Genomic DNA, 25,464 nt, shown 5'->3' on the forward strand with positions numbered 1-25,464 from the left:
GTCACGCTACCGGAGGGGCGCGTCGCCGGGCTCGCCGCCGGTCTGGATCGGCACCCGGACGGCGCTGCCCCACTCCGTCCACGACCCGTCGTAGTTGCGCACGCGCGGCACGCCGAGCAGGTGGGTCAGGACGAACCACGTGTGGCTCGATCGCTCGCCGATGCGGCAGTAGGCGACGACGTCCTCCGCCTCGCCGATCGCGGCATCCTCGCGATAGATCGCGGCGAGCTCGTCGGCGCCGCGGAAGGTGCCGTCCTCGTTCGCAGCGCGAGCCCACGGCACGCTGCGCGCCGAGGGGATGTGGCCGCCGCGGAGGGCGCCCTCCTCGGGGTAGGCGGGCATGTGGGTGCGCTCTCCGCTGTACTCCTCGGGCGAGCGGACGTCGATGATCGGCTTGCCGAAGTGCGCGATCACGTCCTCCTTGAAGGCGCGGATCGCGCTGTCGTCGCGCTCGACGACCGGGTACTCGACGGCCTCGCGGCTCGGGCGGTCCTTCGTCATCGCGCGGCCCTCGGCGACCCAGCGGTCGCGGCCGCCGTCGAGCAGCCGGACGTCCTCGTGGCCGAAGAGCGTGAAGACCCACAGCGCGTAGGCGGCCCACCAGTTGCTCTTGTCGCCGTAGAGCACGATCGTCGTGTCGCGCGCGATGCCGTTGCGGCCCATGAGCTCGGCGAACGCCTCGCCCTCGATGTAGTCGCGAACGACGGGGTCGTTGAGGTCGGTGTGCCAGTCGATCTTCACCGCGCCGGGGATGTGCCCGGTCTCGTACAGCAGGACGTCCTCGTCCGACTCGACCACGACGAGGCCGGGGTCCTCGAGATGCTCCTCGAGCCACGCGGTCGAGACGAGCCGCTCGGGGTGGGCGTACGCCTGGAACTTCTCGGACGGATCGGGGGAGACGGGCATGGGTGACCTCTCGATGGGGGAACGGCGGCTGCCGAGGAGCGGCGCCACGGTGCGAGCCTGTGCGGGGAGCAACGCGCGGCGGGCCGCCGGTATTCTGGGACACGCCGCGCGCGCTCGAATCTACGCACTCCGAGCGCGCCGCGCCTCGTCCCGCCACCCGGCGCGGCAGGGCGGAGAGTGCGACCCCCGCGAGCGAACGGCCCCTAGTGAATCCTGCGCCGACGACCCTGCGCCTGACCGACCGTCAGCCGACCCTCGCGGCCTCCGAGCTGCTCGGCCACCTGACCCCGCCGCCGCAGTTCGCTCACGCGAGCCTCGAGAACTACGTGCCCGACCCGGCGCACCCCTCGCAGGCGGAGGCGGTCGAGGCGATCCGTCGCTTCGCCGACGGCGCTCCCGACGAGGCGCCCACCGGGCTGCGCGGCCTCTTCGCGCGCCGCACCCCGGTCGTGGCCGAGAAGGCCGGCATCTACCTCGACGGCGGCTTCGGCGTGGGCAAGACGCACCTGCTCGCGGCGCTCTGGCACCGCGTCGGCGGTCGCAAGTACTTCGGCACGTTCATCGAGTACACGGCGCTCGTCGGGGCGCTGGGCTACCAGCAGGCGGTGCAGCAGTTCCGCGGGGCGCGCCTGATCGCGATCGACGAGTTCGAGCTCGACGACCCGGGCGACACGATGGTGATGTCGCGCCTGCTGGGCGAGCTCGTCGCGAGCGGCTCGCGCATCGCGGCGACCTCCAACACGCCTCCGCACGCGCTCGGCGAGGGGCGATTCGCCGCCCAGGACTTCCTGCGCGAGATCAACGCCCTCGCCGACCGCTTCGACATCCGCCGCATCGACGGCGAGGACTACCGCAAGCGAGACATCGAGGGCCACGCGGTCGCGCTGAGCCCGGAGGAGCTCGACGCGCGCCTCGCCGCCGAGACGGGCACGGTCACCGTCGACCGCTTCGACGCGGTCCTCGCGCACCTGGCGACCGTGCACCCGAGCCGATACATCGGCCTCATCGACGGGCTGTCGGCGATCGCGCTCACCGACGTCTCGCCGCTGCGCAATCAGACGGATGCCCTGCGCCTCGTCGCGCTCGTCGATCGCCTCTACGACGCCCAGATCCGCATCCTCGCCACGGGCACCCCGCTCGATCAGGTCTTCACCGACGACATGCTCGCTGGCGGGTATCGGAAGAAGTACCTGCGGGCGACCTCGCGCATGATCGCTCTGACCACGGCGTCCTGACCGGGGTCGCGCGCGGACGCGCCGATAGGATCGTCACCGGAGCGCCGGGAAGTCTGGTCGGCCCGCCTGCCGCGTCGCGGGGGCGGAACCGCGCCGACGACCCCGAGGAGACCCCATGACCGGAACGCCCACCGGAACGCCCTCCGGCGCCCCTACGGGTGCCGACCGCTACCGCGAGAGCCTCTGGATCGAGCAGATCCTCCGCAAGGAGACGGTGGGCGGGATCCTGCTGCTCGTCGCGACGGTGATCGCGGTCGCCCTGGCCAACTCGGCCGCGGCCGACGGCTACTTCGCGCTGCGCGACACCTCCGTGATCCTCGGATTCGGCGACGCGGTGTTCGAGATCTCGGTCGGCCACCTCGCCGCCGACGGTCTGCTCGCGATCTTCTTCTTCCTCGCCGGCCTCGAGCTCAAGCGCGAGTTCGTCGCCGGCGAGCTGCGCGACCCTCGCCGCGCGCTCGTTCCCGTCGCGGCCGCGTTCGGCGGAGCCGCGACGCCGGCGGTGATCTTCACGCTCGTGAACCTCACCCAGGGGCAGGAGGTGCTGCGCGGCTGGGCGATCCCGCTCGCGACCGACATTGCCTTCGCCCTGGCAGTGCTCGCGGTCGTGGGCACCTCGCTGCCGATCGCGATGCGCACCTTCCTGCTGACGCTCGCGGTCGTCGACGACCTCATCGGCATCACCGTCATCGCGTTCGTCTACACCGACGACCTCCAGCCGCTGTATCTCGTGCTGGCGGGCATCGGGCTCGCGATCTTCGGGCTCATCGCGCAGAGGTACCAGGAGCTCTTCCGCCTGCGCTCGACCGCGGCGATCGCGATCCTCGCCCCGATCGGCATCGTCGTGTGGTTCCTCATGTACTCCTCGGGCGTGCACGCGACCGTCGCGGGAGTGCTGCTGGCGTTCACCGTGCCCGTCCTCGCCCGCGGGGGCGAGGAGGACGGGCTCGGCGGCCGGGAGGGTCTCGCTGAGAAGTTCGAGCACGGTCTGCGCCCGATCTCGGCGGGCTTCGCGGTGCCGGTGTTCGCGTTCTTCTCCTCGGGGGTCGCGGTCGGCGGTCTCGACGGGCTCGTCGAGGCGATCACATCGCCCGTGGCGATCGGGATCGTCGTCGGGCTCGTCGTCGGCAAGACGATCGGCATCACGCTGGCTTCCTGGCTCGTGACCCGGCTGCCGGGCGTCACCCTGCCCCGGGGCGTGCGCTGGATCGACGTCGTCGGCCTCGCGATGCTCTCGGGCATGGGCTTCACGGTCTCCCTGCTCATCAGCGAGCTCAGCTACGGGCAGGGCGACCCGTTGGACGACGTCGCCAAGGTCGGGATCCTCCTGGGCTCGCTCATCGCCGCGGTCGCTGCGGGAATCCTGCTCGGCACCCGCAATCGCCACTACCGGCGCCGGCGCGAGGAGGACGAGCGCGACTCGGACGGCGACGGGATCCCCGACGCCTTCGAGGACACGGTCCGCGCATAGGGGAGCCCGGGCGAGCTCCTCGCCTCGCGTAACGCGATGTTTACATCACCGGCCGGCGTGTAACCCGCTCGAAATACCGCGACACCTCTCGCGAAATCTCGCGCACCGACACTTCAAGAGCGCCCGGTCCTCGCCGGGAGGCCGGTGACCCTACATCCGAGCCTCCGAGTCGGGCGCCTCATTCCCCACGGCAAGAGAGGTTCCACATGGATCAGGGAAACACCACCTTCATCCTGGTCGCCGCCGCACTCGTCCTGCTCATGACCCCCGGCCTGGCGTTCTTCTACGGAGGACTCGTCAAGGCCAAGAGCGTCATCAGCATGATGATGCTGAGCTTCGGCGCGATCGGGCTCATCGGCGTCCTCTGGGTTCTGTACGGCTACGCGATCGCCTTCGCCAACAACGTCGGCATCGACGGAGTCATCGGCATCGACTCGGGCGCGATCGGCCTCACCAGCCTTCTCGAGGTCCCCGAGGGTGCCGCGTTCCCGCCGCTCGCTTTCGCCGCCTTCCAGGCGACGTTCGCGATCATCACCGTGGCCCTCATCTCGGGCGCGATCGCCGACCGCGCCAAGTTCGGCGCGTGGATGGTGTTCGCGGGCGTCTGGGCAACGGTCGTCTACTTCCCCGTCGCCAGCTGGGTCTTCAACTTCACGCTCGACCCCGAGACGCTCGCGTTCACCGACGGCGGATGGATCACGTACGGGATGCAGGAGGCCTTCGGGGTCGGCGCGATCGACTTCGCCGGTGGCACCGCCGTCCACATCAACGCGGGCGCCGCCGCACTGGCCCTCGCGCTCGTCCTCGGCAAGCGCATCGGCTTCGCCAAGGGCGCTCACGTGCCGCACAACCCGCCGTTCGTGCTCCTCGGCGCGGGCCTGCTGTGGTTCGGCTGGTTCGGCTTCAACGCCGGCTCGGAGCTCGCCGCCGACGGCACCGCAGCGCTCGCCTTCATCAACACGATCGCCGCGCCGGCCGCAGCCCTGCTCGCGTGGCTCGTCGTGGAGAAGATCAAGGATGGCAAGCCGACCTCGGTCGGCGCCGCCTCGGGCGCGGTCGCCGGTCTCGTCGCGATCACCCCCGCGTGCGCCGCGCTCACGCCGGGCTGGGCGATCGTGCTCGGCCTCGTCGCGGGCGCGGTCTGCGCCCTCGCGGTCGACCTGAAGTTCAAGTTCGGCTTCGACGACTCACTCGACGTCGTGGGCATCCACCTCGTCGGCGGCCTCGTCGGAACCCTCTACCTGGGCGTCTTCGCCAACGGCACCGGCCTCCTCTACAGCGGGGAGCTCACGCAGCTCATGGTGCAGGCCATCGCCGCCTTCGCGGTCATGATCTACTCGTTCACCCTCGCCTTCGTCATCGGTCTCGCGATCGAGAAGACGATGGGCTTCCGGGTGAAGGAGGAGGACGAGCTCGCGGGCATCGACCCGATCGTGCACGGCGAGGAGGGCTACGTCCTCGAGGGCACGCGCTGATCGACTGACCCATCGCCTCCGGGCGCGCGCGGGGCGCTACTCTTCGATTCGAGTAGCGCCCCGTCGTCGTTGCACGGGGGTCCCGACGCGAGGAGACGGCACGTGACGAGCGATCCCGGCCTTCAGCTCGTCGCCGCGCTTCTCGTGCTCGCAGCCCCGGCCGGAGTGCTTCTCGGCACCGGGCGAGCGGAGCGCGTACGCGTGCTGACCGCGTTCGTCGCCGGCGCGGCCGGCGCCGTCGCCTCGATCGCGGGGGATGCCCTGGCCGGCCCGATCACGGATCTCCCGGCGCGCGTCCTCGACGCCGCCATCGCGGCCGCCGTCACGGCGATCGTGGCGACCCTCGCCGCCCGCCGGCTCGGCTCCGTCGGCGGCGTCGTGCTCGCCGGCTCGTGGTCGGCGCTCGTCTACCAGCCCGTAGTGGGGGCCGTCGTGGGGGAGTTCCCCGCGCTCGTGCAGTCGCTCATCGGCGCGGTCGACTTCGCCGGAGTCCTCGCCACGCATGTCGCTGCCGGGGCCGCGCTCCTCGTCGTGCATCTGCTGCCCGCGCCACGTCGCGTCGTCTCTTTCGCGTTCGTCGCCCGATCCGTGGGCTGGCCGCGCGCGGTGCTCGCCGCCGCTCTCGTGATCGTCGGCGGCACAGCCTGGCTCGCAGGAGTGGAGCGCGTCGTCGACGAGGCGACGGGCCGCATCGTCGCCAACGCGGTCATCGGGATCGCCGTCGCAGCCCTCACGTGGTCGCTCATCGAGAAGATCGGCTGGAACCGGCTGACCCCCGCGGTGCTCGTCGCCGGCGCCTGGGGAGGATGGGCGGCGATCGGCGTCGGGGCACCGTTCCTCGCGCCGCCCGCATTGGGAGCCGCGGCCGTGCTCGGCGGGGCCGTCGGCTCGGCGATGAGCGGCGCAGGAGCCCGCGATGACGCGGATGCCGCGCCGCGACGCTCGTGGACGATCGGGGCGATCGGGGCGACCGCGACGGGCGGGATCATCGTCGCGCTCCTCGCGGACGGCTTCGGCCTCGCCGCGACCGGCACGCTCGTCCTCGCGGCGGCGCAGCTCGGAGCGGTGCTGGCGGTGACGTTGCTCGCGGCGCTCGGCGGCCTTGTCTGCTGGGTGATCGCGTGGGTCGCGCTGAGAGCGACGAAGCGATTCGTGACCGAGCACTGAGGGGAGAGTGGTGGGCGATACCAGACTCGAACTGATGACCTCTTCCGTGTGAAGGAAGCGCGCTACCAACTGCGCCAATCGCCCGTGCGCGTCCATCTTGCCATAAGTCCTCAGGCCGTCGTGCACCGCTCGCGGCCGTCGATACCGCGGGGTGACACGCCCGGTCCGCCCGGTTTGGCATCCCCCCGAGAGGTCGGCTATGGTTTCCATGCACGCCGGAAACGGCAGGCGAAAATGCGGATGTGGCGCAGTGGTAGCGCATCACCTTGCCAAGGTGAGGGTCGCGAGTTCGAATCTCGTCATCCGCTCGAGTACGGCCCCTCGGTAGTGGGGGTTGCACCCACGGTGGCGTGGCCGAGAGGCGAGGCAGCGGCCTGCAAAGCCGTGCACACGGGTTCGAATCCCGTCGCCACCTCGCACTCCCCGGAGATCCGAGGCGGTACCACTACCACCAGCACCACCTTGGGCGATTGGCGCAGCGGTAGCGCGCTTCCCTGACACGGAAGAGGTCACTGGTTCGATCCCAGTATCGCCCACCACGAGTTTCGCGAGAACAGCCCCCGCTCCGGCGGGGGTTTTCGCGTTTTCGCCGCCGGTAGGCTGGTGCGGTCCCGCAGACCCTGCAGAAGGAGCACCGTGTCCGAGCCCGTCGCCGAGCAGTCCACCCCCACCCTCGAGGCGGTCGTGGCCGAGACGACGACCGACGGATTCGGGCTCTTCACCGACCGCTCCGTCGTCGCGATGCGCGTCGACGGCGAGCTGCGCGACCTCGCGCACCGCGTCGAGCCCGGCGCCCGCGTCGAGCCCGTCACGATCGGCAGCCCCGACGGCCTCGCGATCCTCCGGCACTCGGCCGCGCACGTCCTCGCGCAGGCCGTGCAGTCGATCAACCCCGAGGCGAAGCTCGGGATCGGCCCGCCCGTGACCGACGGCTTCTACTACGACTTCGACGTCGCATCCCCGTTCACGACCGACGACTTCGCCGCGCTCAGCAAGGCGATGGAGCGCATCGTCCGTCAGGGGCAGCGGTTCATCCGCCGCGTCGTCACCGAGGACGAGGCGCGCGCCGAGCTCGCGGACGAGCCGTACAAGCTCGAGCTCATCGGGCTCAAGGGTGCCGCCGCCGACGGCGCCGACGGCGAGAGCGTCGAGGTCGGCGGCACCGAGCTCACGATCTACGACAACGTCGATCCGAAGACCGGCGAGGTCCACTGGAAGGACCTCTGCCGCGGCCCGCACCTGCCCAACACGCGCATGATCGGCAACGGCTGGGCCCTCATGCGCGTCGCCGCCGCCTACTGGCGCGGGTCGGAGAAGAACCCGCAGCTGCAGCGCATCTACGGCACCGCGTGGCCGAGCAAGGACGCGCTGCGCGAGTACCGCTCGCGCCTGGAGGAGGCCGCCAAGCGCGACCACCGCAAGCTCGGCGTCGAGCTCGACCTGTTCTCCTTCCCCGACGAGATCGGCTCGGGGCTCTCGGTCTTCCACCCCAAGGGCGGCATCATCCGCGCCGAGATCGAGAACTACATGCGCCAGCGCCTGCTCGAGAACGGCTACGAGCTCGTCTACTCGCCCCACATCACCAAGGGTCAGCTGTTCGAGACGAGCGGCCACCTGCAGTGGTACGAGGAGGGCATGTTCCCGGCGATGCACCTCGACGAGGAGCGCGACGCCGAGGGCAACATCACCAAGCAGGGGCAGAACTACTACCTCAAGCCCATGAACTGCCCGTTCCACAACCTGATCTTCCGCGCGCGCGGCCGCAGCTATCGCGAACTGCCCCTGCGCCTCGCCGAGTTCGGCACCGTCTACCGCTACGAGAAGAGCGGCACGCTCTCGGGCCTCACCCGCGTGCGCGGCCTCACCCAGGACGACGCCCACATCTACGTCACGCCCGACCAGGTCAAGGCCGAGGTCGCGAGCCAGCTCGAGTTCGTGCTCGAGACCCTGCGCGGCTACGGCCTCGACGACTTCTACCTCGAGCTGTCGACGAAGAACCCCGACAAGTACGTCGGCGAGGACGACGTCTGGGAGCAGGCGACCGAGACCCTCCGCGAGGTCGCGACCGAGTCGGGCCTCGAGCTCGTCGCCGACCCGGGCGGTGCCGCGTTCTACGGCCCGAAGATCTCGGTGCAGGCGCGCGACGCCATCGGCCGCACCTGGCAGCTCTCGACCGTGCAGCTCGACTTCAACCAGCCCGAGCGCTTCGAGCTCGAGTACGCCGCCTCCGACGGCTCGCGCCAGCGCCCGATCATGATCCACCGCGCGCTGCTGGGCTCGATCGAGCGCTTCTTCGCGATCCTGCTTGAGCACTACGCGGGTGCGTTCCCGGCCTGGCTCTCGCCCGTGCAGGTCGTCGGCATCCCCGTCGCCGAGGAGTACGCCCCCTACCTGCAGGAGGTCATCGACCGGCTGCGGGCCCAGGGCGTCCGCGCCGACCTCGATCGCAGCGACGACCGCATGCAGAAGAAGATCCGCACCCACACGATGCAGAAGGTCCCGTACCAGCTCATCGCGGGCGAGGAGGATCGCGCGAAGGGCGCCGTGAGCTTCCGCTTCCGCGACGGCACGCAGGTCAACGGGGTTCCCGTCGACGAGGTCATCGCGCGCATCACCGGCGCGATCAGCTCGCGCTCGGCCGAGCTGTAGGCGGGCATCCGGTCATGATCGAGAACGAGAGGGATGCCCCGGGCCCGTCGATCGACGGAGTCGCGGCCGAGTCGTCGGCCGGCTTCGCCGCCGTGCCCGACTCGTTCCAGCGGCTCTGGACGCCGCATCGCCTCGTCTACATCGAGAACGGCCAGCAGCCGGACGACGACGCATGCCCGTTCTGCCGCGCCCCCGAGCTCGACGACGTCCAGGCGCTCATCGTCGCGCGCGGCGAGCACGCCTACGTGCTGCTCAACCTCTACCCGTACAACAGCGGGCACCTGCTCGTCTGCCCGTACCGCCACATCGCGACCTACGACGAGGCGAGCCGGGAGGAGGTCGCCGAGATCGGCGAGCTGACGCAGACGGCGATGAGCGTGCTGACCGCGACGAGCGGCTGTCACGGCTTCAACATCGGCATGAACCAGGGCCGTATCGCCGGCGCGGGAATCGCCGCGCACCTGCACCAGCACGTCGTCCCGCGGTGGGCGCTCGACTCGAACTTCTTCCCGATCGTCGCCCAGACCAAGGCCGTGCCCCGGCTGCTCGGCGAGGTGCGCGACGAGATCGCCGCGGCCTGGCCGCGCTGATCCGGCGGACTCAGCGCACCTGGCGCACCGCGAACTGCATGCGCGGGTGCGCGTAGGCCTCCTGCGACTCGACGAGCTGCAGCTCGCGCTCGCCCGACTCGAGCGTGGCGGTGAGCAGATCGAAGACGCTCGAGGCGGTGCGGGCGAGCGCATCGGCGGCATCGCCGGTGCGGCGGTAGTGCGCGGTGAAGAGCGCCGCGGTGACGTCGCCCGAGCCGTTCGCCTTCATCGGCAGCTGCGGGGTCGTGACGATCCATGCGCCGCGGTCGTCGACGGCCAGCATCTCGAGGGTGCCCTCCTCGCGGTCGGGGCGCTCGACGCTCGTCACGAGAACGGTCCGCGGGCCCATGACGCGAGCGAGGTCCACCGACGCGAGCGTCGACTCGAGAGAGTCGGGCTCGGTGCCGGTCAGGTAGCCGAGCTCGAACTGGTTGGGGGTGATGAGATCCGCGGCGGGCACGACGCGCTCGCGCAGCAGCACCGGAATGGCCGGGGCGACGAAGCAGCCGCTCCTCGCATTGCCCATCACCGGGTCGCACGCGTAGATCGCGGCCGGGTTCGCCTGCTTGATGCGGGCGACCGCGTCGAGGATCACATCGGCGATGCCCTCCGAGCCCTGGTAGCCGGAGAGGACGACGTCGATCTGCGGGAACGCCCCGCGCTCCTCGATGCCGGTGATCACCTCGCGCACGTCGTCGGGGCTGATGAGCGGCCCGCGCCACGCTCCGTAGCCGGTGTGGTTGGAGAAGTTCACGGTGTAGACCGGCATCACCTCGACGCCGATGCGCTGCAGGGGGAAGACGGCCGCGGAGTTGCCGACGTGGCCGTAGGCGACGGCGGACTGGATCGAGAGAACCTTCACCTCTCGATCATCGCACTCAGACCGACCGGAGCTCGCCGCCGGCCGCCGCCACAGCCGTCGTGATGTCGGCCGCCAGGCGCTCGGCCTCCGCATCGTCGAGGTCGTGCACGGTGAGCCGCAGTCGGTGCGATGCGGGCACTGTTCCGAGCGAGAACTCGTCGCCCGTGCGCGCGAGCCAGCCCCGTCTCATGAGCCGGTCCGAGACCTCGCGCGCGGGCACGGGCAGCGCGACCCAGAGGTTGAGGCCGTCGCCCGCGGTCGCGGGCACGCCGCGCTCGCTGAGCAGCTCGGCGAAGACGCGGTTGCGGTCGGCGTAGTGCGCGCCCGCGCGAGCGATGCCCGCGGTGACCGCCGGATCGGTGACGAGGGCGAGCGCGAGGCGCTGCAGGAGGTGGCTGACCCAGGTCGTGCCCGGCGTCAGGCGCATCGCGAGGCGCTCGGCGGTGTCGGGGTCGGATGCGGTGACCGCGAGGCACATGTCGGGGCCGAGGAACTTCGACACCGACCGCACGAGCGCCCACCGTCGGTGGTCGGGCCCGATGAGCGAGCGGAAGGGCGCTCGCGACAGCATCGAGAAGTGGTCGTCCTCGATGACGAGCACGAAGGGATGGTCGCGGAGCACGGCGCGGAGCTCACGAGCCCGCCGCTCCGACAGGCTCACGCCCGTCGGATTCTGCGCGCGCGGCGTGGAGACCACGGCGCGCACGCCCTGCGCGAGCGCTGCGCGCAGCCCCGCCACGGTCATCCCCTCGTCGTCGACCGGAACGGGGACGGCGCGGTACCCGCCCACGCGCACCGTGTGGATGCTCGTGAGGAAGCACGGGTCCTCCAGGGCGACCCCGTCGTCGCGCACGAGCGCCTGCGCGAGCAACCGCTCGACGGCATCGCCCGCTCCGCTCGTGACGGTGAGGCGCATGTCGGCCGGTGCGAGATCGGCGCGCATCCACGCGTCCGCCCAGCGCTCGAGACCGGGATCGATGACGGGCTCGCCGTAGAGGACACGGTGACCCGCCGCCCCCGCCAGGGCGGTCGAGGGGTCGGGGATCAGGTCGGGGTCGGGGTTGCCGGTCGCGACGTCCCGCAGGACGCTGTCGGGGGCGAAGCCCTCCTGAGCGACGGGGGAGCGGTCGGCGACGCGCGTGCCGCCGCGGCCGAGCGTCATCACGAGCCCCGCCTGGGTGAGCTGCCGGTAGGCGGCGACGGCAGTGTTGCGATTCACGCCGAGCCCGTCGGCGAGGGTGCGCACGGAGGGCAGCGCATCGCCCGGGCGCAGCGACCCGCGCTCGATGAGCTCGCGCACGCTCGCCACGATCTCGGCGGCCGTTCGGCCGGTGATCTCAGGCGTCATGCGTCGGTCCGTCTCGGGTCAGGGATGGTGTTCCCCGCCATGCTATCTTTTGGCCTAGGTCATTGCGACGTCGTGGCCACACACCCGCGCGCGGGCGCGCGCCCTCCATCGAAGGGACTCCCTCATGAGCACTGCCGAGACCGGTTCGAGCCGCGTGAAGCGCGGCCTCGCCGAGATGCTGAAGGGCGGCGTCATCATGGACGTCGTCGACGCCGAGCAGGCGCGCATCGCGGAGGACGCCGGCGCGGTCGCCGTCATGGCACTCGAGCGCGTCCCCGCGGACATCCGCGCTCAGGGCGGCGTCGCGCGCATGAGCGACCCCGACCTCATCGAGCAGATCATGGCGACGGTCTCCATCCCCGTCATGGCGAAGGCCCGCATCGGCCACTTCGTCGAGGCGCAGATCCTCCAGTCGCTCGGCGTGGACTACATCGACGAGTCGGAGGTGCTGAGCCCCGCCGACTACGTCAACCACATCGACAAGTGGCCCTTCACGGTCCCGTTCGTGTGCGGCGCGACCAACCTCGGCGAAGCCCTTCGCCGCATCAACGAGGGCGCGGCGATGATCCGCTCCAAGGGCGAGGCCGGCACGGGCGATGTCTCCGAGGCCACCAAGCACATCCGCACCATCTCGGCCGAGATCAACCGTCTGACGTCGATGACGAAGGACGAGCTGTACGTCGCCGCGAAGGACCTCCAGGCGCCCTACGACCTCGTCGTCGAGATCGCCGAGACCGGCAAGCTCCCCGTCGTGCTCTTCACCGCCGGCGGCGTCGCGACGCCCGCCGACGCGGCACTCATGATGCAGCTCGGCGCCGACGGCGTCTTCGTCGGCTCGGGCGTCTTCAAGTCGGGCAACCCCGCAGCGCGCGCCGCCGCGATCGTCAAGGCCACCACGTTCTACGACGACCCCTCGGTCGTCGCGGAGGCCTCGCGCGGTCTCGGCGAGGCGATGGTCGGCATCAACGTCGCCGACCTCCCCGCGCCGCACCGCCTCGCCGAGCGTGGCTGGTAGCGCACCGGTCGTCGGCGTCCTCGCCCTCCAGGGGGATGTTCGCGAGCACCTCGCCGTGCTGCGCGCGCTGGGCGCCGACGCGCGCCCGGTGCGCCGGCCGGAGGAGATCGAGGCCATCGACGGCCTCGTGATCCCGGGAGGCGAGTCGAGCGTCATGGACAAGCTCGCGCGCGCCTTCGGCGTCCAGCAGGCGCTGCGCGACCGCATCGCCGACGGGATGCCCGTGTACGGCACGTGCGCGGGGCTCATCATGATCGCCGACGAGATCCGAGACGCGATCACCGGCCAGGAGACCCTCGGCGGCCTCGACGTCGTCGTGCGCCGCAACGCCTTCGGCACGCAGCTCGACTCGTTCGAGACCGACATCGCGATGCCCGCTCTCGGTGACGAGCCCGTGCACGCCGTCTTCATCCGCGCACCCGTCGTCGAGTCCGTCGGCGAGGGCGTCGAGGTCATCGGGCGCCTCGAGGACGGCCGCATCGTCGCCGTCGAGCAGGGTCCGCTCATGGGCACGAGCTTCCACCCCGAGGTCACGGGCGAGCACCGCTTCCACGAGCGCTTCCTGCAGAAGGTCGCCGACTCGGTCGCGTCGCGCACCCGGTAGGTGTCCCGCCCGCCACCATGGGGGCATGAACTGGTACTCGAGCTACCCGGCTCAGCGAGCGCGGCAGATCATCGCCGACCTCGTCGGGCTCGCGGCGGTCATCCTCGTCATCATCACGGCGGTGAGCGTGACGACCGCGATCCGTGCGCTCGCGTCCTTCGGGCGCGACCTGGAAGCGGCGGGGGAGTCGTTCGCCACCGGCCTCGCCGACGCGGGCGATCAGCTCGGGGCGATCCCGCTCGTGGGCGAGGGCATCCGCGCCCCGCTGGATGCGGCCGCCGGAGCGGGAGGCGCCGTCGCGGACGCCGGCCGCGGCCAGCAGGAGCTCGTCGAGGCCATCGCCGTCGGCGCGGGGTGGGTCGTCGCGCTCCTGCCGCTGCTGGTGCTCGCTCTCGTCTGGGCCCTGCCGCGCGTGCTGTTCGCGCGCCGATCGGGTCTGGTGCGACGGATGCTCGCCCAGGGCCTCACGGCCGACACGCTCGCCGCCCGCGCCCTCGCACGGCAGCCCCTGCGCGCGCTCGTCGGCGTGCACCCCGACCCCGCTGCGGCCTGGAGGGCGGGGGACCCGGACGTCGTCCGCGCCCTCGCCGGTCTCGAGCTGCGGCGCGCGGGCGTCCTCCCGACCGTCCTTCCCGGCGCCCTGTCCTAGACTGGAGCGCTGTCCCCGAGAGCGACGAGGAGCGAGATGTCCGGCCATTCCAAGTGGGCGACGACCAAGCACAAGAAGGCCGTCATCGACGCGCGCCGTGCGAAGTCGTTCGCGAAGCTCATCAAGAACATCGAGGTCGCCGCCAAGATCGGCGGCGCCGACATGAGCGGCAACCCGACGCTCGTCGACGCCGTGCAGAAGGCCAAGAAGACCTCCGTCCCCAACGACAACATCGACCGCGCGATCAAGCGCGGCGCCGGTCTCACCGGCGACGCCGTCGATTACCAGACGATCATGTACGAGGGCTACGGCGCCGGCGGCATCGCGCTGCTGATCGAGTGCCTCACCGACAATCGCAACCGCGCCGCCGCCGAGGTGCGCACGGGCATGACGCGCAACGGCGGCCAGATGGCCGACCCCGGCAGCGTCGCCTACAACTTCCACCGCAAGGGCGTCATCGCGATCACGAAGACCGACGGCCTCACGGAGGACGACATCCTCCTGGCCGTGCTCGACGCGGGCGCCGAGGAGGTCGTCGACCAGGGCGGCGGCTTCGAGGTCATCACCGACCCCTCACAGCTGCTCGCCGCGCGCGCCGCGCTCACCGAGGCCGGGATCGAGTACGACTCCGCCGAGGCCGAGTTCGTCGCGGGCGTGCAGATCGAGACCGACGCCGAGACCGCGCGGAAGGTGTTCCGCCTCGTCGACGCGCTCGACGAGCTCGACGACGTGCAGAACGTGTACACGAACATCTCGCTCACCGACGAGATCCGCGCCGAGCTCGACGCCGACGACGAGTAGCGGTCCGCCCGTGCTGCGCGTGCTCGGCGTCGACCCAGGGCTCACGCGCTGCGGCATCGGGGTCGTCGACATCGACCCGACGCGCCGGGCGACCCTCGTGCACGTCTCGGTCGTCCGCACCGAGCCCGCGATGCCGCTCGAGCAGCGAGTGCTCGCGATCGCCGAGGGCGTCGCCGCGCTGATCGATGAGCACCGGCCCGACGTCGTCGCCCTCGAGCGCGTCTTCGCCCAGCACAACGTGCGCACCGTCATGGGCACGGCGCAGGCGAGCGGCGTCGTGCTGCACGCCGCGGCCGCCCGCGGCCTCGCGGTCGCCCTCCACACCCCGAGCGAGGTCAAGGCCGCCGTCACGGGGCACGGCGCCGCCGACAAGAAGCAGGTCACCGCGATGGTGCAGCGCATCCTGCGACTGGATGCCCCGCCCGCGCCCGCGGACGCCGCCGACGCCCTCGCCCTCGCCATCTGCCACGGCTGGCGAAGGGGCGCGGTCTCGGCGCCCGAGGCCGACGGGGGAGGCGCGCTCACGCCCGCGCAGCGCGCGTGGCGCGCGGCCGAGAAGTCGGCGGCCGCCCCTAGGCTCGACAGGTGATCGCCTCTCTGCGCGGAACCGTCATCGCGCTCGGCCCCGGCCGCGCCGTGCTCGAGGTCTCCGGCGTCGGCTACGCGGTCGCCGTGACCGAGCGCTGCGCGCGCGAGCTGCGCGTCGACGACCGCATCCTCCTGCACACGGCGATGGTCGTGCGGGAGGACGACGTGAGTCTCTTCGGCTTCGTCGACGAGACCGAGCTGCACCTCTTCGACCTGCTGCGCACGGTCTCGGGGGTGGGCCCGAAGTCGGCGCTCGGGGTCCTCGGCCAGATGGAGCCCGCAGCGATCGCTCGCGCCATCCACGACGACGATGACGCCCCCTTCCGGAAGGTCAGCGGCATCGGGCCGAAGACCGCGAAGCTCATCGTCGTCTCTCTCGCGGGCAAGATCACCGCTCCCGCGGGGGCCGCGGCCGGTCGCGCGGCGGTCGCCCCGGCGGGCGACGGTGCGACGACCCTCGCCCTCGTCGAGGCCCTCACCGGGCTCGGCTGGCCCGAGCGCTCGGCCGTCGATGCCGCCGAGGCCGTGATCGCCGCCGAGCCCGCGGCCGAGCGCAGCCCCCTGCCCGTGCTGCTGCGCCGCGCGCTCGCCCAGCTCGGGCCCCGGGCATCCCGCCCCGATGACCGAGGAGGGCGCGCGTGAGCGACGACATCCTGCGGGCGAGCCCCGAGAGCGAGTCCGAGCTCGCGTTCGAGGGCGCACTGCGCCCGCAGAGCCTCGACGAGTTCGTCGGTCAGCAGAAGGTGCGCCGGCAGCTGCAGCTGCTGCTCGAGGCCGCGACGCTGCAGAACCGCGCGCCCGACCACATCCTTCTCGCCGGCCCCCCGGGCCTGGGCAAGACGACGCTCGCGATGATCGTCGCGCACGAGGGGCAGCGGCCCCTGCGCATGACGAGCGGCCCGGCCATCCAGCACGCCGGCGACCTCGCGGCCGTGCTGTCCTCACTCGTGCCGGGCGAGGTGCTCTTCATCGACGAGATCCACCGCATGGCGCGCTCGGCGGAGGAGATGCTCTACCTCGCGATGGAGGACTTCCGCGTCGACATCATGGTCGGCAAGGGCGCCGGCGCCACGAGCATCCCGCTCGAGCTCGCGCCGTTCACCCTGGTCGGCGCGACGACCCGCTCGGGCCTGCTGCCGAACCCGCTGCGCGACCGCTTCGGCTTCACCGCGCACCTGGAGTTCTACGAGCCCGCCGAGCTGCACCGCGTGCTGGAGCGCGCGGCCGCGCTCCTCCGCCTCGACATCGACACGGATGCCCTGCGCGAGATCTCCGGACGCAGCCGGGGCACCCCGCGCATCGCCAACCGGCTCCTGCGCCGCGTGCGCGACTTCGCCCTCGTCCACGGCGGGCGGGCGGACACGACCGCGGTGCGCGCCGCCCTCGACCTCTACGACGTCGACGAGCAGGGGCTCGACCGGCTCGACCGCGCCGTCCTCCACGCGATCGTCGACCGCTTCGACGGCGGGCCGGTCGGCCTGTCGACGCTCGCCGTCTCGGTCGGCGAGGAGGCGGAGACGATCGAGGCGGTCGTCGAGCCGTTCCTCGTCCGGACCGGGCTCATCGCCCGGACTCCGCGTGGGCGCGTCGCCACTGCGGAGGCATGGCGCCACCTCGGGCGTGAGCCCCGGTCGGCTTCCGCCGATGACCTATAGTTGTGCGAGGCTGCGCGGGAGCATCCTCTCGCCGCCGCCCCTCTGACTCCGCGCTCGCGGCAGACGTCCCCGAAAGGCTCACCACCCCATGGACCCGTTGACTCTCGTCATGCTGGCCGTTCTGGCCATGCTCATCTTCTTCATGTGGCGCAACTCGAAGAAGCGCAAGGAGGAGCTGGCGAAGCTCCAGGAGTCCATGGTGCCCGGTGCCGAGGTCATGACCAACTTCGGCCTGTTCGGGACCCTCCTCTCGATCGACGAGGAGAACAACATCGCCGTCATCGAGACGAGCCCGGGCAACGCCGTCAAGGTGCACCGCCAGACCCTCGCCCGCGTCGTCGACGAGACCGACCGGTCGGACGCCGGGCAGAACGATGCCGAGGAGGGCGCCGTCACCGCCGATGCCGACGCGACGCCCGAGGCTCCCGGCACCCCGGCGAAGAACGACTGACCGAACCTCCCGCGCCGCATGCGCACCGCCCTCGGGCGGTCGTGAGCGTGCGGCCAGCAGAAATGAGTACTTGAGGTGGCACGAAGCACACCCGAGCGCCGCGCGCTGCGCTCCCTCGTCTGGCTCCTCGTCATCATCGTCGCCCTCATCGGCGGCAATGCGGCGAGCGTGCTGTGGAACGAAGGGTCGTGGGCTCCCCGCCTCGCCCTCGACCTCGAGGGCGGCACCCAGCTCACGCTGACCCCGCAGCTGTCCTCCGGGCAGAGCGTCTCGCAGGAGCAGCTCGATCAGGCCGTCGGCATCATCCGCCAGCGCGTCGACGCGGCCGGCGTGAGCGAGTCCGAGATCAACACGCAGGGCGGCCAGAACATCGTCGTGTCCATCCCGGGCACCCCGGACGAGGCCACGCTGCAGCGGATCCGGTCGTCGGCGAAGCTCGAGTTCCGGGCCGTCCTGACGGCCGACCTGGCCTCATCCAGCACCATCGGCGAGGAGGGCGCGGCGGGCGACCCGAGCGCCAGCCCCAGTCCGAGCAGCGAGCCGTCGGAGGAGCCGAGCGCGGCGCCGAGCCCGTCGGCATCGCCCACCGACGCGAGCGACCCGAACTGGATCACGCCGGAGCTGCAGAAGCAGTTCGAGGACTTCGACTGCGCGACGGTCACCGAGAGCGGCGCGAACGTCGCCCCCGAGGACGAGCCGCTCGTCACGTGCGAGGCCGACTCGTCGCTCAAGTACATCCTCGGCCCGGTCGAGGTGACCGGTGCCCGGATCGCCGACGCGTCCTCCGGGCTCATCCAGTCGTCGACGGGCGTCAGCACCAACGAGTGGGGCGTCTTCCTCGAGTTCGACGGCGAGGGCACCGACCAGTTCCGCGAGGTGACCGAGCGGCTCGTAGGCCTCGAGGGCGTGCGCAACCAGTTCGCGATCGTCCTCGACGGCCAGGTCATCAGCGCGCCGCGCACGATCAGCGCGATCACCAACGGTCAGCCGCAGATCACCGGGAACTTCACGCAGGAGAGCGCCAAGACGCTCGCCGACCAGCTGAAGTTCGGCGCTCTGCCGATCGGCTTCGAGCTGCAGTCGCAGGATCAGATCAGCGCGACGCTCGGCGTCTCGCAGCTGCAGAGCGGCATCATCGCGGGCCTCGTCGGCCTCGCACTCGTCGTCCTCTACTCGCTGCTGCAGTACCGCGCCCTCGGCGGGGTCACGATCGCCTCGCTCATCATCGCGGGAATCGTCACCTACCTGCTGATCACCTACCTGTCCAACCAGCAGGGCTACCGGCTCTCGCTCGCGGGCGTGGCGGGTCTGATCATCGCCGTGGGCGTGATCGCGGACTCGTTCATCGTCTACTTCGAAAGAATCCGCGACGAGCTCCGCGACGGCCGCCGGGTCGACGGCGCCGTCGAGGCGGGATGGAAGCGCGCCTTCCGTACGATCCTCATCTCCGATGTCATCAACGTCATCGCCGCCGTGGTGCTCTTCGTCCTCGCGATCGGCAACGTGCGCGGCTTCGCGTTCACCCTCGGCCTCACGACGGTCGTCGACCTCGTCGTGGTCGCCCTCTTCACCCACCCGATGATGCAGCTGCTCGGCCGCACGTCGTTCTTCTCCGGCGGGCACCCGCTCAGCGGGCTCGACCCGAAGGCGCTCGGCGCCGTGTACCGGGGTCGAGCGCAGTTCCGGCCATCGGCGGCGGTGAGCGCCACCAAGCGCGCGTCGTCGAGCCGGGAGGCCCAGCGCCGCCAGACCATCGCCGAGCGCAAGGCCGCCGAGCAGAGCGGCGAGGGGAAGGACGCCCGATGAGCAACTTCACGGCCTTCGGCAACGATCTGTACACGGGCGCCCGCTCGTTCGACTTCGTCGGCCGCCGACGCACCTGGTACCTGATCGCGGCCGTCGCCGTCATCCTGGCCATCGGTCTCACCGCTCTCCGCGGCGGGTTCGTCTTCGGGATCGAGTTCCGCGGCGGGTCCGAGTTCCGCGTCTCGCAGGTCGCCGAGGCGTCGATGGACACCGCGTCGACGACGGAGATCGCCTCGCAGGCGGTCAGCGACGTCGTCGACGGCTCGAACCCGCGCGTCTCCGTGGTCGGGGGAGACTCCGTCCGCGTCCAGACCGAGCAGCTCACGCCGGAGGAGACCACCGACGTCGCCGATTCGCTCGCGACGGCCTTCGACGTCGATGCCACGCAGATCAGCACGAGCTTCATCGGTGCCACGTGGGGCGGCGACATCACGCGTCAGGCGATCATCGCGCTCGTGGTGTTCCTCCTGCTCGCGAGCCTGGTCATGGCGCTGTACTTCCGCACCTGGAAGATGTCGCTCGCGGCGATGGTCGCTCTCGTGCACGACCTCATCATCACCGTGGGCATCTACGGCATCTTCGGCTTCGAGATCACGCCGGCCGCGGTCATCGGGTTCCTGACCATCCTCGGGTACTCGCTCTACGACACCGTCGTGGTGTTCGACAAGGTGCGCGAGAACACGGGGGAAGATGGCCTGGAGTCGCGCCGGACGTTCGCGGAGTCGGTGAATCTCGCCGTCAACCAGACCCTCGTCCGCTCGATCAACACATCGATCGTCGCGACTCTGCCGGTCGCGTCCATCCTGCTGATCGGTGCGCTGCTGCTCGGCGCCGGAACGCTGTTCGACATCGCCCTCGCGCTCTTCGTCGGAACGATCGTCGGCACGTACTCCTCGATCTTCCTCGCCGCGCCGCTCTACGTGCACCTGCGCGAGAGCGAACCCGAGGTCAAGAAGCAGGGCGGCCGGGAGAAGCGAGCGGTCCCGGAGTCCGGCGCCGTCCGCTGAGCCGAGCCCGCGTAGAATCGCGACGGGGAGGCCGCCGATGACGGACACGACGCAGAACACGGCGACCCTCCGCGCGCTCCTTCCCCGGCTGTTCTCCCGGGCGCAGCCCATCGGGGGCTTCGACGGGCTCGTCAAGACGGTGCGCGCCCAGCACCCCAAGGCCGACATCGCGCTCCTCGAGCGCGCCTACCAGACCGCCGAGCAGGCGCACCGCGGCCAGACCCGCAAGAGCGGCGAGCCCTACATCACTCACCCCGTCGCCGTGACGCAGATCCTCGCCGACCTCGGCATCGGAGTGAAGACCCTCGCCGCCTCGCTGCTGCACGACACGGTGGAGGACACGCCGTACACGCTCGACCAGCTGCGGGCCGATTTCGGCGACGAGATCGCGATGCTCGTCGACGGCGTCACCAAGCTCGACAAGGTCAAGTACGGCGACAGCGCGCAGGCGGAGACGGTCCGGAAGATGATCGTGGCGATGTCGAAGGACATCCGCGTGCTGCTCATCAAGCTCGCCGACCGCCTCCACAACGCCCGCACGTGGGGCTTCGTCGAGAGCGACTCGGCGCGTCGGAAGGCGCAGGAGACGCTCGAGATCTACGCGCCGCTGGCCCATCGACTGGGCATCTCGACGATCAAGTGGGAGCTCGAGGATCTCTCCTTCGCCGTCCTCCACCCGAAGATCTATGTCGAGATCGAGAGCCTGGTCAAGAACCGCACGCCTGAGCGCGAGGCCTTCGTCCAGCAGGTGATCGACGCGATCACGAGCGACCTGCGGCAGTCGAAGATCAAGTCCCAGATCATCGGCCGGCCGAAGCAGTACTACTCGATCTACCAGAAGATGGTGAACCGCGGCCGCGACTTCGAGGAGATCTACGACCTCACGGGCATCCGGATCCTCGTGAACACGATCCGCGACTGCTACGCCGTCCTCGGCGCCGTCCACGCGCGCTGGAACCCCATGCCCGGTCGGTTCAAGGACTACATCGCCACGCCCAAGTTCAACCTCTACCAGTCGCTGCACACGACGGTGTTCGGGCCGGGCGGTCGCCCGGTGGAGATCCAGATCCGGACCCACGAGATGCACCAGCGCGCCGAGTTCGGCGTCGCCGCGCACTGGAAGTACAAGGAGCGCATGAACTCCGGCCGCGGCGCGGTCGAGCAGGGGCGCAGCGACACCGACATGGCGTGGCTCGCCCACATCTCCGACTGGCAGGCGGAGACGAGCGATCCCGGTGAGTTCCTCGACAACCTCCGATACGAGATCGGCGCGAAGGAGGTCTACGTCTTCACCCCGCAGGGCAAGGTGATCGGCCTGCCCGCCGGCGCGACGCCGGTCGACTTCGCCTACGCCGTCCACACCGAGATCGGCCATCGGACGATGGGGGCCAAGGTCAACGGGCGCCTCGTCCCGCTGGAGAGCGTGCTCAACTCGGGCGACTCCGTCGAGGTGTTCACCTCCAAGAACCCCGATGCGGGGCCGAGCCAGGACTGGCTCAACTTCGTCACGAGCACGCGCGCCCGCTCGAAGATCCGCCAGTGGTTCACGAAGGAGCGCCGCGACGAAGCGATCGAGCAGGGACGCGACGCGATCGCGCGCGCGATGCGCAAGCAGAATCTGCCGCTCCAGCGGCTGATGACCCAGGACTCCGTCGCCGAGGTCGCCTCGCAGCTGCGCTACGAGACCGTCGACGCCCTCTACGCCGCCGTCGGCGAGGGCCACGTGTCCACGCAGTCGGTCATCGAGAAGATCGTCGCGGGCCTCCACGTCGATGCCGAGAGCGACGATGAGCCCTTCGTCGTCCCCACGCGCGGCCGCACCCCGGTGCGGACGAGCGATTCGGGCGTGCTCGTCCGCGGCGCGCCCGACATCCTGGTCAAGCTCGCGAAGTGCTGCACGCCCGTTCCCGGCGACGAGATCGTGGGCTTCGTCACCCGCGGGACGGGCGTGAGCGTGCACCGCGCCGACTGCACGAACGTCCAGTCCCTGCTCGCGGAGCCGGATCGCATGATCGAGGTCGAGTGGGCTCCGACCTCCAAGAGCCTGTTCCTCGTGCAGATCCAGGTCGAGGCGCTCGACCGCAGCGGTCTGCTCTCGGACGTGACGCGCGTGCTGTCGGAGCACCACGTCAACATTCTGTCCGCGAGCGTGAACACCTCCCGCGACCGCCTGGCTCTCAGCCGCTTCGTCTTCGAGATGGGCGACGTCACGCACCTCGATCGCGTGCTCAACGCCGTCCGCCGCATCGACGCCGTGTACGACGTCTACCGCGTCAGCAACGGCTAGCCCCGCCCAGAGCCCCGATCGCCCCGGCCCCGCCGCGCTCGAGCAGCGCGCGCGCCGTCCGGAGTCGCTCCCGGGCGCGACGACGGCCGGCCGAGGCCGGCCGACGGTCGAGCGCGGCAGCGACGACGTCGTCGGTCATGCGGCCGATCACCATGCCGGCGGCGAGCAGCTGCACGATGCCGTCGCTCTCGTCGAAGCGGGCGAGGTCGATGAGGGTCCGCTCCGGGCTCGTGACCGCGACGCCCGCGAGCTCGTGCACCTCGTCCCGGTCGATCGAGACCTCCCGCACCCTCAGTGCGCGCCTCGTCGCCGAGCCGATGCGCGCGGTCAGAGGCACGCAGAGAGCCAGGGGCGCCGGCTCCGGCGACCAGCCCCACACCCACGCGGCGCTGCGGCCGTGCAGGATGGTGCGGTCGGGGATGCGCGTCGCCAGGCTCGCCGCCCGGGCGACCGGCGTGACGGGGGAATCGGTGACGAGGAACGCCTCGCCGAGCGCGTCGAGCTCGCCGTCGAGCTGGGCGGCACGCAGCTCGACGGCGGGGAGATCGCGGTCATCGAGGATGAGGGGCAGTCGCGGAGTCATGCGGGGGAGCATGGACCCAGTCAGTCACCCCCCGCGCCGTCGCAGCGCGGAACGGTGGAGAACCCGCAGCGCCGCCCGGGCTGGGGAGAACGGCGGCTCAGCGGTCGACGGCCGCGAGCCACGCCTTCCTGGCCTGAAGCGACTCCTCGAGCTCGGCGACGCGCGCCGAGTCCTTCGCTCCGCGCGCGGTCTCGATCTCGGCCTCGAGAGCGGCGATCGCGTCGTGCAGCTGGGCGGCGAGGCCCTGCGAGCGCGCCTTCTTCTCGGGGTCGTTCTTCTGCCAGTGCTCCTCCTCGAGCGCCTTGACGGCCTGCTCGATGCGGCGCAGTCGATCCTCCACGACCTTGACCTGGTCGCGCGGGACCTTCCCGATCGCGTCCCAGCGGCGCTGGATGTTGGTGAGCGTGTTGCGCGCCACGACGCGGTCGGTCGCCTTCAGCAGCGGCTCGGCCTCGGTGAGGAGTGCGAGCTTGGCCTCGAGGTTGCCGGCGAACTCCTCGTTCTCGCGCGCGTCGACCTCGGCCTTGGCGGCGTAGAGCACGTCGCCCGCGGCCTTGAACGCCGCCCACAGGGCGTCGTCGACCTTCTTGCCGGCGCGGCCGGCGAGCTTCCACTCGTCGAGCAGGCGCCGGTACGCCGGGATCCCCGCGGTGCCCTGTCCGGCGAGAGCCTCGGCCTGGGAGACGAGCTGCTGCTTGCGCGTCTTCGCCTCCTTGTGCTCGGCGTCGAGCCCGGCGAAGAACGCCCGGCGGTGGCCCTCGACCGCGCTCCGAGCGGTGCGGAAGCGCTTCCAGAGCTCGTCCGCCTCCTTCTTCGGCAGTCGCGGGCCGTTCTGCTGGTGGTCCTTCCACTGGGCGAAGAGGTCGTCGAGCGTCGCCGACACCTGCTTCCACTGCAGCGACTGCGGATCCTTCGCGGCGATCGCCTCGGCGGCGGTCACGATCGCGGTGCGCTGCTCGACGGCGGCGGCCACGGCCGCGCGCTGCTCGGCCTGCTGCTCCTCCGTGAGCTTCTCGACGGTGCCGCTGAGCGCGGCGAGTCGGGTCCGGAGGGCCTCGAGGTCGCCGACCGCGGCCGCCTCCTCGAGCGCGTGCGTCAGGTGCGCGACGGTCTTCGCGACGTCGGCGGCGGGGGCGCCGCCCTTGGCCCGCTGCTCCACGAGCCGGACCTGGCCCTCGAGCTCCGAGAACTTGCGCGTGAAGTAGGCGAGAGCCTCCTCGGCCGAGCCGTCGGGGTACTGCCCGACGGCGCGCTCCACGCCGCGATCGGTCACGTACACGGTGCCGGTCTTATCGACCCGGCCCCACACGGTCGTCTGCTCATTCACTGCCACGGCGCATCATCCTCATCGACTGCGTCCGACGGCCTCGGTGGTCGGACGGCTGTTCAGCATATTGCACCGGGCCGACCGGCCATCAGGCGGTCGGACGCTGATCGGTGATTCTTACTCGATCGTGATGGAGGTGATCGTCGCCGCGGTCGCGGGGCGGCCATCCGTCGCCCCGCCCTCGACGCCGCCCGCGACGACCTCGTCGATGAGGGCCTCGAGCCCGCCCGTGATCTCGCCGAGGACCGTGTATCCGCCCGCGGCGTCGGAGGGGATCGTGGACTCCTCGTAGACGATGAAGAACTGGCTGCCCATGCTCGCGCCGTCGCCGCCCTGGCGCGCCATCGCGAGGGTGCCTGCGGGGTAGACGTCGTCGGCCGGGGCGTTCTCGATCGGGCCGTAGCGGTAGTCGGGGCCCCCGGTGCCGTCGCCGACGGGGTCGCCGCACTGCAGGACGAAGATCCCCGAGGTCGTCAGCCGGTGGCAGGTGAGGCCGTCGTAGAAGCCGTCCTGGGTCAGCTGCACGAACGACGCGACGGCCTGCGGGGCCGCCATGCCGTCGAGGGTGAGCTCGAGAGGGATGCTCTCGTTGATCGTCATCGTCCCCGACCACTCGCGGAACTCGCTCACCTCGGGGGAGGGCGGCTGGGCCCCCTCCGCCTCATCGCTCGCGCCGGACGAGGGAGAGGGCGAGGCGCTCGCGACGGGCTCCGGGGCACCGGGACCCGCGCTGAAGTAGACGATCTGGCCGATCGTGGCGACCGCGGCCACCACGACGAGCGCGATCACGGCGCCGATGTTGTCGCGCACTCGGCGAGCGGTGCGGGACTCGTGCAGGGTCTGCCGCGCCTGGTACCGGCGCAGGCGCTCGCGCGCCTCGCGCTCGCTCGTCGACGTGCTGCGTGCCACTCGGGCCTCCTCGAGGTCGATTTCCGTGGGGAACTCTAGCCGAGCGCGACTCCGCCGCCCGACGTCCGCGGCGACTCGC

Annotated in this window: 23 protein-coding genes and 4 tRNA genes; 20 read left to right on the forward strand and 7 right to left on the reverse strand. The window is 71.1% G+C overall.

The genetic code is table 11. The annotated features are described in order from the left end of the window. Window positions 1–6: 6 nt before the first annotated feature. Window positions 7–906 carry a sulfurtransferase gene (locus ASC54_RS10810; RefSeq protein WP_055899015.1) on the reverse strand — a complete coding sequence of 300 codons (900 nt, stop codon included), beginning with the start codon at window positions 904–906 and terminating at the stop codon, window positions 7–9. A 206-nt stretch (window positions 907–1,112) separates the two neighbouring features. On the opposite strand from ASC54_RS10810, the gene zapE reads away from it, so the two are divergent. From zapE to ASC54_RS10830, 4 genes are all read left to right on the forward strand, one after another. Beyond that, window positions 1,113–2,141, forward strand: coding sequence for a cell division protein ZapE (gene zapE, locus ASC54_RS10815; RefSeq protein WP_055861042.1), 1,029 nt, complete (start codon window positions 1,113–1,115; stop codon window positions 2,139–2,141). A gap of 115 nt (window positions 2,142–2,256) precedes the next feature. Next, entirely contained in the window at window positions 2,257–3,612 is a 1,356-nt protein-coding gene (nhaA, locus tag ASC54_RS10820; RefSeq protein ID WP_055861044.1) for a Na+/H+ antiporter NhaA, read from the forward strand. 206 nt (window positions 3,613–3,818) lie between these two features. Beyond that, window positions 3,819–5,087, forward strand: a complete 1,269-nt coding sequence (locus tag ASC54_RS10825) for an ammonium transporter (protein ID WP_055899018.1) — start codon at window positions 3,819–3,821, stop codon at window positions 5,085–5,087. 102 nt (window positions 5,088–5,189) lie between these two features. Further along, window positions 5,190–6,254 (forward strand): ammonium transporter, encoded by a 1,065-nt coding sequence (locus tag ASC54_RS10830; RefSeq protein WP_055899020.1) that lies wholly within the window; start codon window positions 5,190–5,192, stop codon window positions 6,252–6,254. 8 nt (window positions 6,255–6,262) lie between these two features. Here the strand turns inward: ASC54_RS10830 and ASC54_RS10835 are convergent. After that, window positions 6,263–6,338 (reverse strand) — tRNA-Val (locus ASC54_RS10835). Window positions 6,339–6,490: 152 nt separating this feature from the next. Here ASC54_RS10835 and ASC54_RS10840 point away from each other — a divergent pair. The 5 genes from ASC54_RS10840 to ASC54_RS10860 all read left to right on the forward strand — a co-directional run bounded on the left by ASC54_RS10840 (window position 6,491) and on the right by ASC54_RS10860 (window position 9,493). After that, window positions 6,491–6,562 (forward strand) — tRNA-Gly (locus ASC54_RS10840). 36 nt (window positions 6,563–6,598) lie between these two features. Beyond that, window positions 6,599–6,669, forward strand: a tRNA-Cys gene (locus tag ASC54_RS10845). A gap of 49 nt (window positions 6,670–6,718) precedes the next feature. Then, window positions 6,719–6,793, forward strand: a tRNA-Val gene (locus tag ASC54_RS10850). Between the two features lie 202 nt (window positions 6,794–6,995). After that, window positions 6,996–8,903: a threonine--tRNA ligase gene (thrS, locus tag ASC54_RS10855; protein WP_055899399.1), complete on the forward strand. Its 1,908-nt coding sequence runs from the start codon at window positions 6,996–6,998 to the stop codon at window positions 8,901–8,903. A 14-nt stretch (window positions 8,904–8,917) separates the two neighbouring features. Further along, a complete protein-coding gene (locus tag ASC54_RS10860) occupies window positions 8,918–9,493 on the forward strand; it encodes an HIT domain-containing protein (RefSeq protein ID WP_055899023.1) in 576 nt (191 codons plus the stop codon). A 10-nt stretch (window positions 9,494–9,503) separates the two neighbouring features. Here the strand turns inward: ASC54_RS10860 and pdxY are convergent, their stop codons facing one another. Both pdxY and ASC54_RS10870 read right to left on the reverse strand, forming a co-directional pair. Continuing rightward, the gene (gene pdxY, locus ASC54_RS10865) at window positions 9,504–10,355 is read right to left on the reverse strand and encodes a pyridoxal kinase PdxY (protein WP_055861057.1); all 852 of its coding nucleotides are present in this window, start codon (window positions 10,353–10,355) and stop codon (window positions 9,504–9,506) included. Between the two features lie 16 nt (window positions 10,356–10,371). Continuing rightward, window positions 10,372–11,703 (reverse strand): aminotransferase class I/II-fold pyridoxal phosphate-dependent enzyme, encoded by a 1,332-nt coding sequence (locus ASC54_RS10870; RefSeq protein ID WP_055899025.1) that lies wholly within the window; start codon window positions 11,701–11,703, stop codon window positions 10,372–10,374. Between the two features lie 124 nt (window positions 11,704–11,827). On the opposite strand from ASC54_RS10870, the gene pdxS reads away from it, so the two are divergent. The 11 genes from pdxS (at window position 11,828) to ASC54_RS10925 (ending at window position 22,566) form a co-directional block, all read left to right on the forward strand. Further along, window positions 11,828–12,718, forward strand: a complete 891-nt coding sequence (gene pdxS / locus ASC54_RS10875; protein ID WP_055861063.1) for a pyridoxal 5'-phosphate synthase lyase subunit PdxS — start codon at window positions 11,828–11,830, stop codon at window positions 12,716–12,718. Further along, complete coding sequence (gene pdxT, locus ASC54_RS10880; RefSeq protein ID WP_055899028.1) at window positions 12,708–13,322, forward strand: pyridoxal 5'-phosphate synthase glutaminase subunit PdxT; 615 nt, start codon at window positions 12,708–12,710, stop codon at window positions 13,320–13,322. Before pdxS ends, pdxT begins: the two co-directional genes overlap by 11 nt. 25 nt (window positions 13,323–13,347) lie before the next feature. After that, complete coding sequence (locus ASC54_RS10885) at window positions 13,348–13,971, forward strand: hypothetical protein (protein ID WP_055899031.1); 624 nt, start codon at window positions 13,348–13,350, stop codon at window positions 13,969–13,971. A 36-nt stretch (window positions 13,972–14,007) separates the two neighbouring features. After that, complete coding sequence (locus tag ASC54_RS10890) at window positions 14,008–14,772, forward strand: YebC/PmpR family DNA-binding transcriptional regulator (protein ID WP_055861072.1); 765 nt, start codon at window positions 14,008–14,010, stop codon at window positions 14,770–14,772. A 10-nt stretch (window positions 14,773–14,782) separates the two neighbouring features. Continuing rightward, window positions 14,783–15,361: a crossover junction endodeoxyribonuclease RuvC gene (gene ruvC, locus ASC54_RS10895; RefSeq protein WP_055861073.1), complete on the forward strand. Its 579-nt coding sequence runs from the start codon at window positions 14,783–14,785 to the stop codon at window positions 15,359–15,361. Continuing rightward, window positions 15,358–16,002: a Holliday junction branch migration protein RuvA gene (gene ruvA / locus ASC54_RS10900; protein ID WP_055861076.1), complete on the forward strand. Its 645-nt coding sequence runs from the start codon at window positions 15,358–15,360 to the stop codon at window positions 16,000–16,002. The genes ruvC and ruvA overlap by 4 nt, the downstream gene beginning before the upstream one ends. Beyond that, window positions 15,999–17,015: a Holliday junction branch migration DNA helicase RuvB gene (gene ruvB / locus ASC54_RS10905; protein WP_055861079.1), complete on the forward strand. Its 1,017-nt coding sequence runs from the start codon at window positions 15,999–16,001 to the stop codon at window positions 17,013–17,015. Before ruvA ends, ruvB begins: the two co-directional genes overlap by 4 nt. 109 nt (window positions 17,016–17,124) lie before the next feature. Then, window positions 17,125–17,466, forward strand: a complete 342-nt coding sequence (yajC, locus tag ASC54_RS10910) for a preprotein translocase subunit YajC (protein ID WP_235451459.1) — start codon at window positions 17,125–17,127, stop codon at window positions 17,464–17,466. A 75-nt stretch (window positions 17,467–17,541) separates the two neighbouring features. After that, window positions 17,542–19,272 (forward strand): protein translocase subunit SecD, encoded by a 1,731-nt coding sequence (secD, locus tag ASC54_RS10915; protein WP_055861086.1) that lies wholly within the window; start codon window positions 17,542–17,544, stop codon window positions 19,270–19,272. Continuing rightward, the gene (secF, locus tag ASC54_RS10920; protein ID WP_055861088.1) at window positions 19,269–20,279 is read left to right on the forward strand and encodes a protein translocase subunit SecF; all 1,011 of its coding nucleotides are present in this window, start codon (window positions 19,269–19,271) and stop codon (window positions 20,277–20,279) included. Before secD ends, secF begins: the two co-directional genes overlap by 4 nt. A 37-nt stretch (window positions 20,280–20,316) precedes the next feature. Next, window positions 20,317–22,566: a bifunctional (p)ppGpp synthetase/guanosine-3',5'-bis(diphosphate) 3'-pyrophosphohydrolase gene (locus ASC54_RS10925; RefSeq protein ID WP_055861091.1), complete on the forward strand. Its 2,250-nt coding sequence runs from the start codon at window positions 20,317–20,319 to the stop codon at window positions 22,564–22,566. On the opposite strand, the gene ASC54_RS10930 is transcribed toward ASC54_RS10925, so the two are convergent. From ASC54_RS10930 to ASC54_RS10940, 3 genes are all read right to left on the reverse strand, one after another. Continuing rightward, a complete protein-coding gene (locus tag ASC54_RS10930) occupies window positions 22,553–23,149 on the reverse strand; it encodes a hypothetical protein (protein WP_055861094.1) in 597 nt (198 codons plus the stop codon). The two genes, ASC54_RS10925 and ASC54_RS10930, sit on opposite strands and share 14 nt — an antisense overlap. Before the next feature lie 97 nt (window positions 23,150–23,246). Further along, window positions 23,247–24,482: a DUF349 domain-containing protein gene (locus ASC54_RS10935; RefSeq protein WP_055861097.1), complete on the reverse strand. Its 1,236-nt coding sequence runs from the start codon at window positions 24,480–24,482 to the stop codon at window positions 23,247–23,249. A gap of 111 nt (window positions 24,483–24,593) precedes the next feature. Beyond that, window positions 24,594–25,385 carry a peptidylprolyl isomerase gene (locus ASC54_RS10940; RefSeq protein ID WP_055861100.1) on the reverse strand — a complete coding sequence of 264 codons (792 nt, stop codon included), beginning with the start codon at window positions 25,383–25,385 and terminating at the stop codon, window positions 24,594–24,596. Window positions 25,386–25,464: the final 79 nt, after the last annotated feature.

Origin of the sequence: Yonghaparkia sp. Root332 (assembly GCF_001425665.1) — a bacterium.
Classification (GTDB): domain Bacteria; phylum Actinomycetota; class Actinomycetes; order Actinomycetales; family Microbacteriaceae; genus Microcella.

Coding starts and splice junctions, on each gene's coding strand:
- ASC54_RS10810 (WP_055899015.1), bottom strand. CDS start 906: ATGCCCGTCTCCCCCGATCCGTCCGAGAAGTTCCAGGCGTACGCCCAC.
- ASC54_RS10925 (WP_055861091.1), top strand. CDS start 20,317: ATGACGGACACGACGCAGAACACGGCGACCCTCCGCGCGCTCCTTCCC.
- nhaA (WP_055861044.1), top strand. CDS start 2,257: ATGACCGGAACGCCCACCGGAACGCCCTCCGGCGCCCCTACGGGTGCC.
- thrS (WP_055899399.1), top strand. CDS start 6,996: ATGCGCGTCGACGGCGAGCTGCGCGACCTCGCGCACCGCGTCGAGCCC.
- ASC54_RS10890 (WP_055861072.1), top strand. CDS start 14,008: ATGTCCGGCCATTCCAAGTGGGCGACGACCAAGCACAAGAAGGCCGTC.
- ASC54_RS10860 (WP_055899023.1), top strand. CDS start 8,918: ATGATCGAGAACGAGAGGGATGCCCCGGGCCCGTCGATCGACGGAGTC.
- ASC54_RS10870 (WP_055899025.1), bottom strand. CDS start 11,703: ATGACGCCTGAGATCACCGGCCGAACGGCCGCCGAGATCGTGGCGAGC.
- ASC54_RS10930 (WP_055861094.1), bottom strand. CDS start 23,149: ATGACTCCGCGACTGCCCCTCATCCTCGATGACCGCGATCTCCCCGCC.
- pdxS (WP_055861063.1), top strand. CDS start 11,828: ATGAGCACTGCCGAGACCGGTTCGAGCCGCGTGAAGCGCGGCCTCGCC.
- secF (WP_055861088.1), top strand. CDS start 19,269: ATGAGCAACTTCACGGCCTTCGGCAACGATCTGTACACGGGCGCCCGC.
- ASC54_RS10885 (WP_055899031.1), top strand. CDS start 13,348: ATGAACTGGTACTCGAGCTACCCGGCTCAGCGAGCGCGGCAGATCATC.
- ASC54_RS10825 (WP_055899018.1), top strand. CDS start 3,819: ATGGATCAGGGAAACACCACCTTCATCCTGGTCGCCGCCGCACTCGTC.
- yajC (WP_235451459.1), top strand. CDS start 17,125: ATGCTGGCCGTTCTGGCCATGCTCATCTTCTTCATGTGGCGCAACTCG.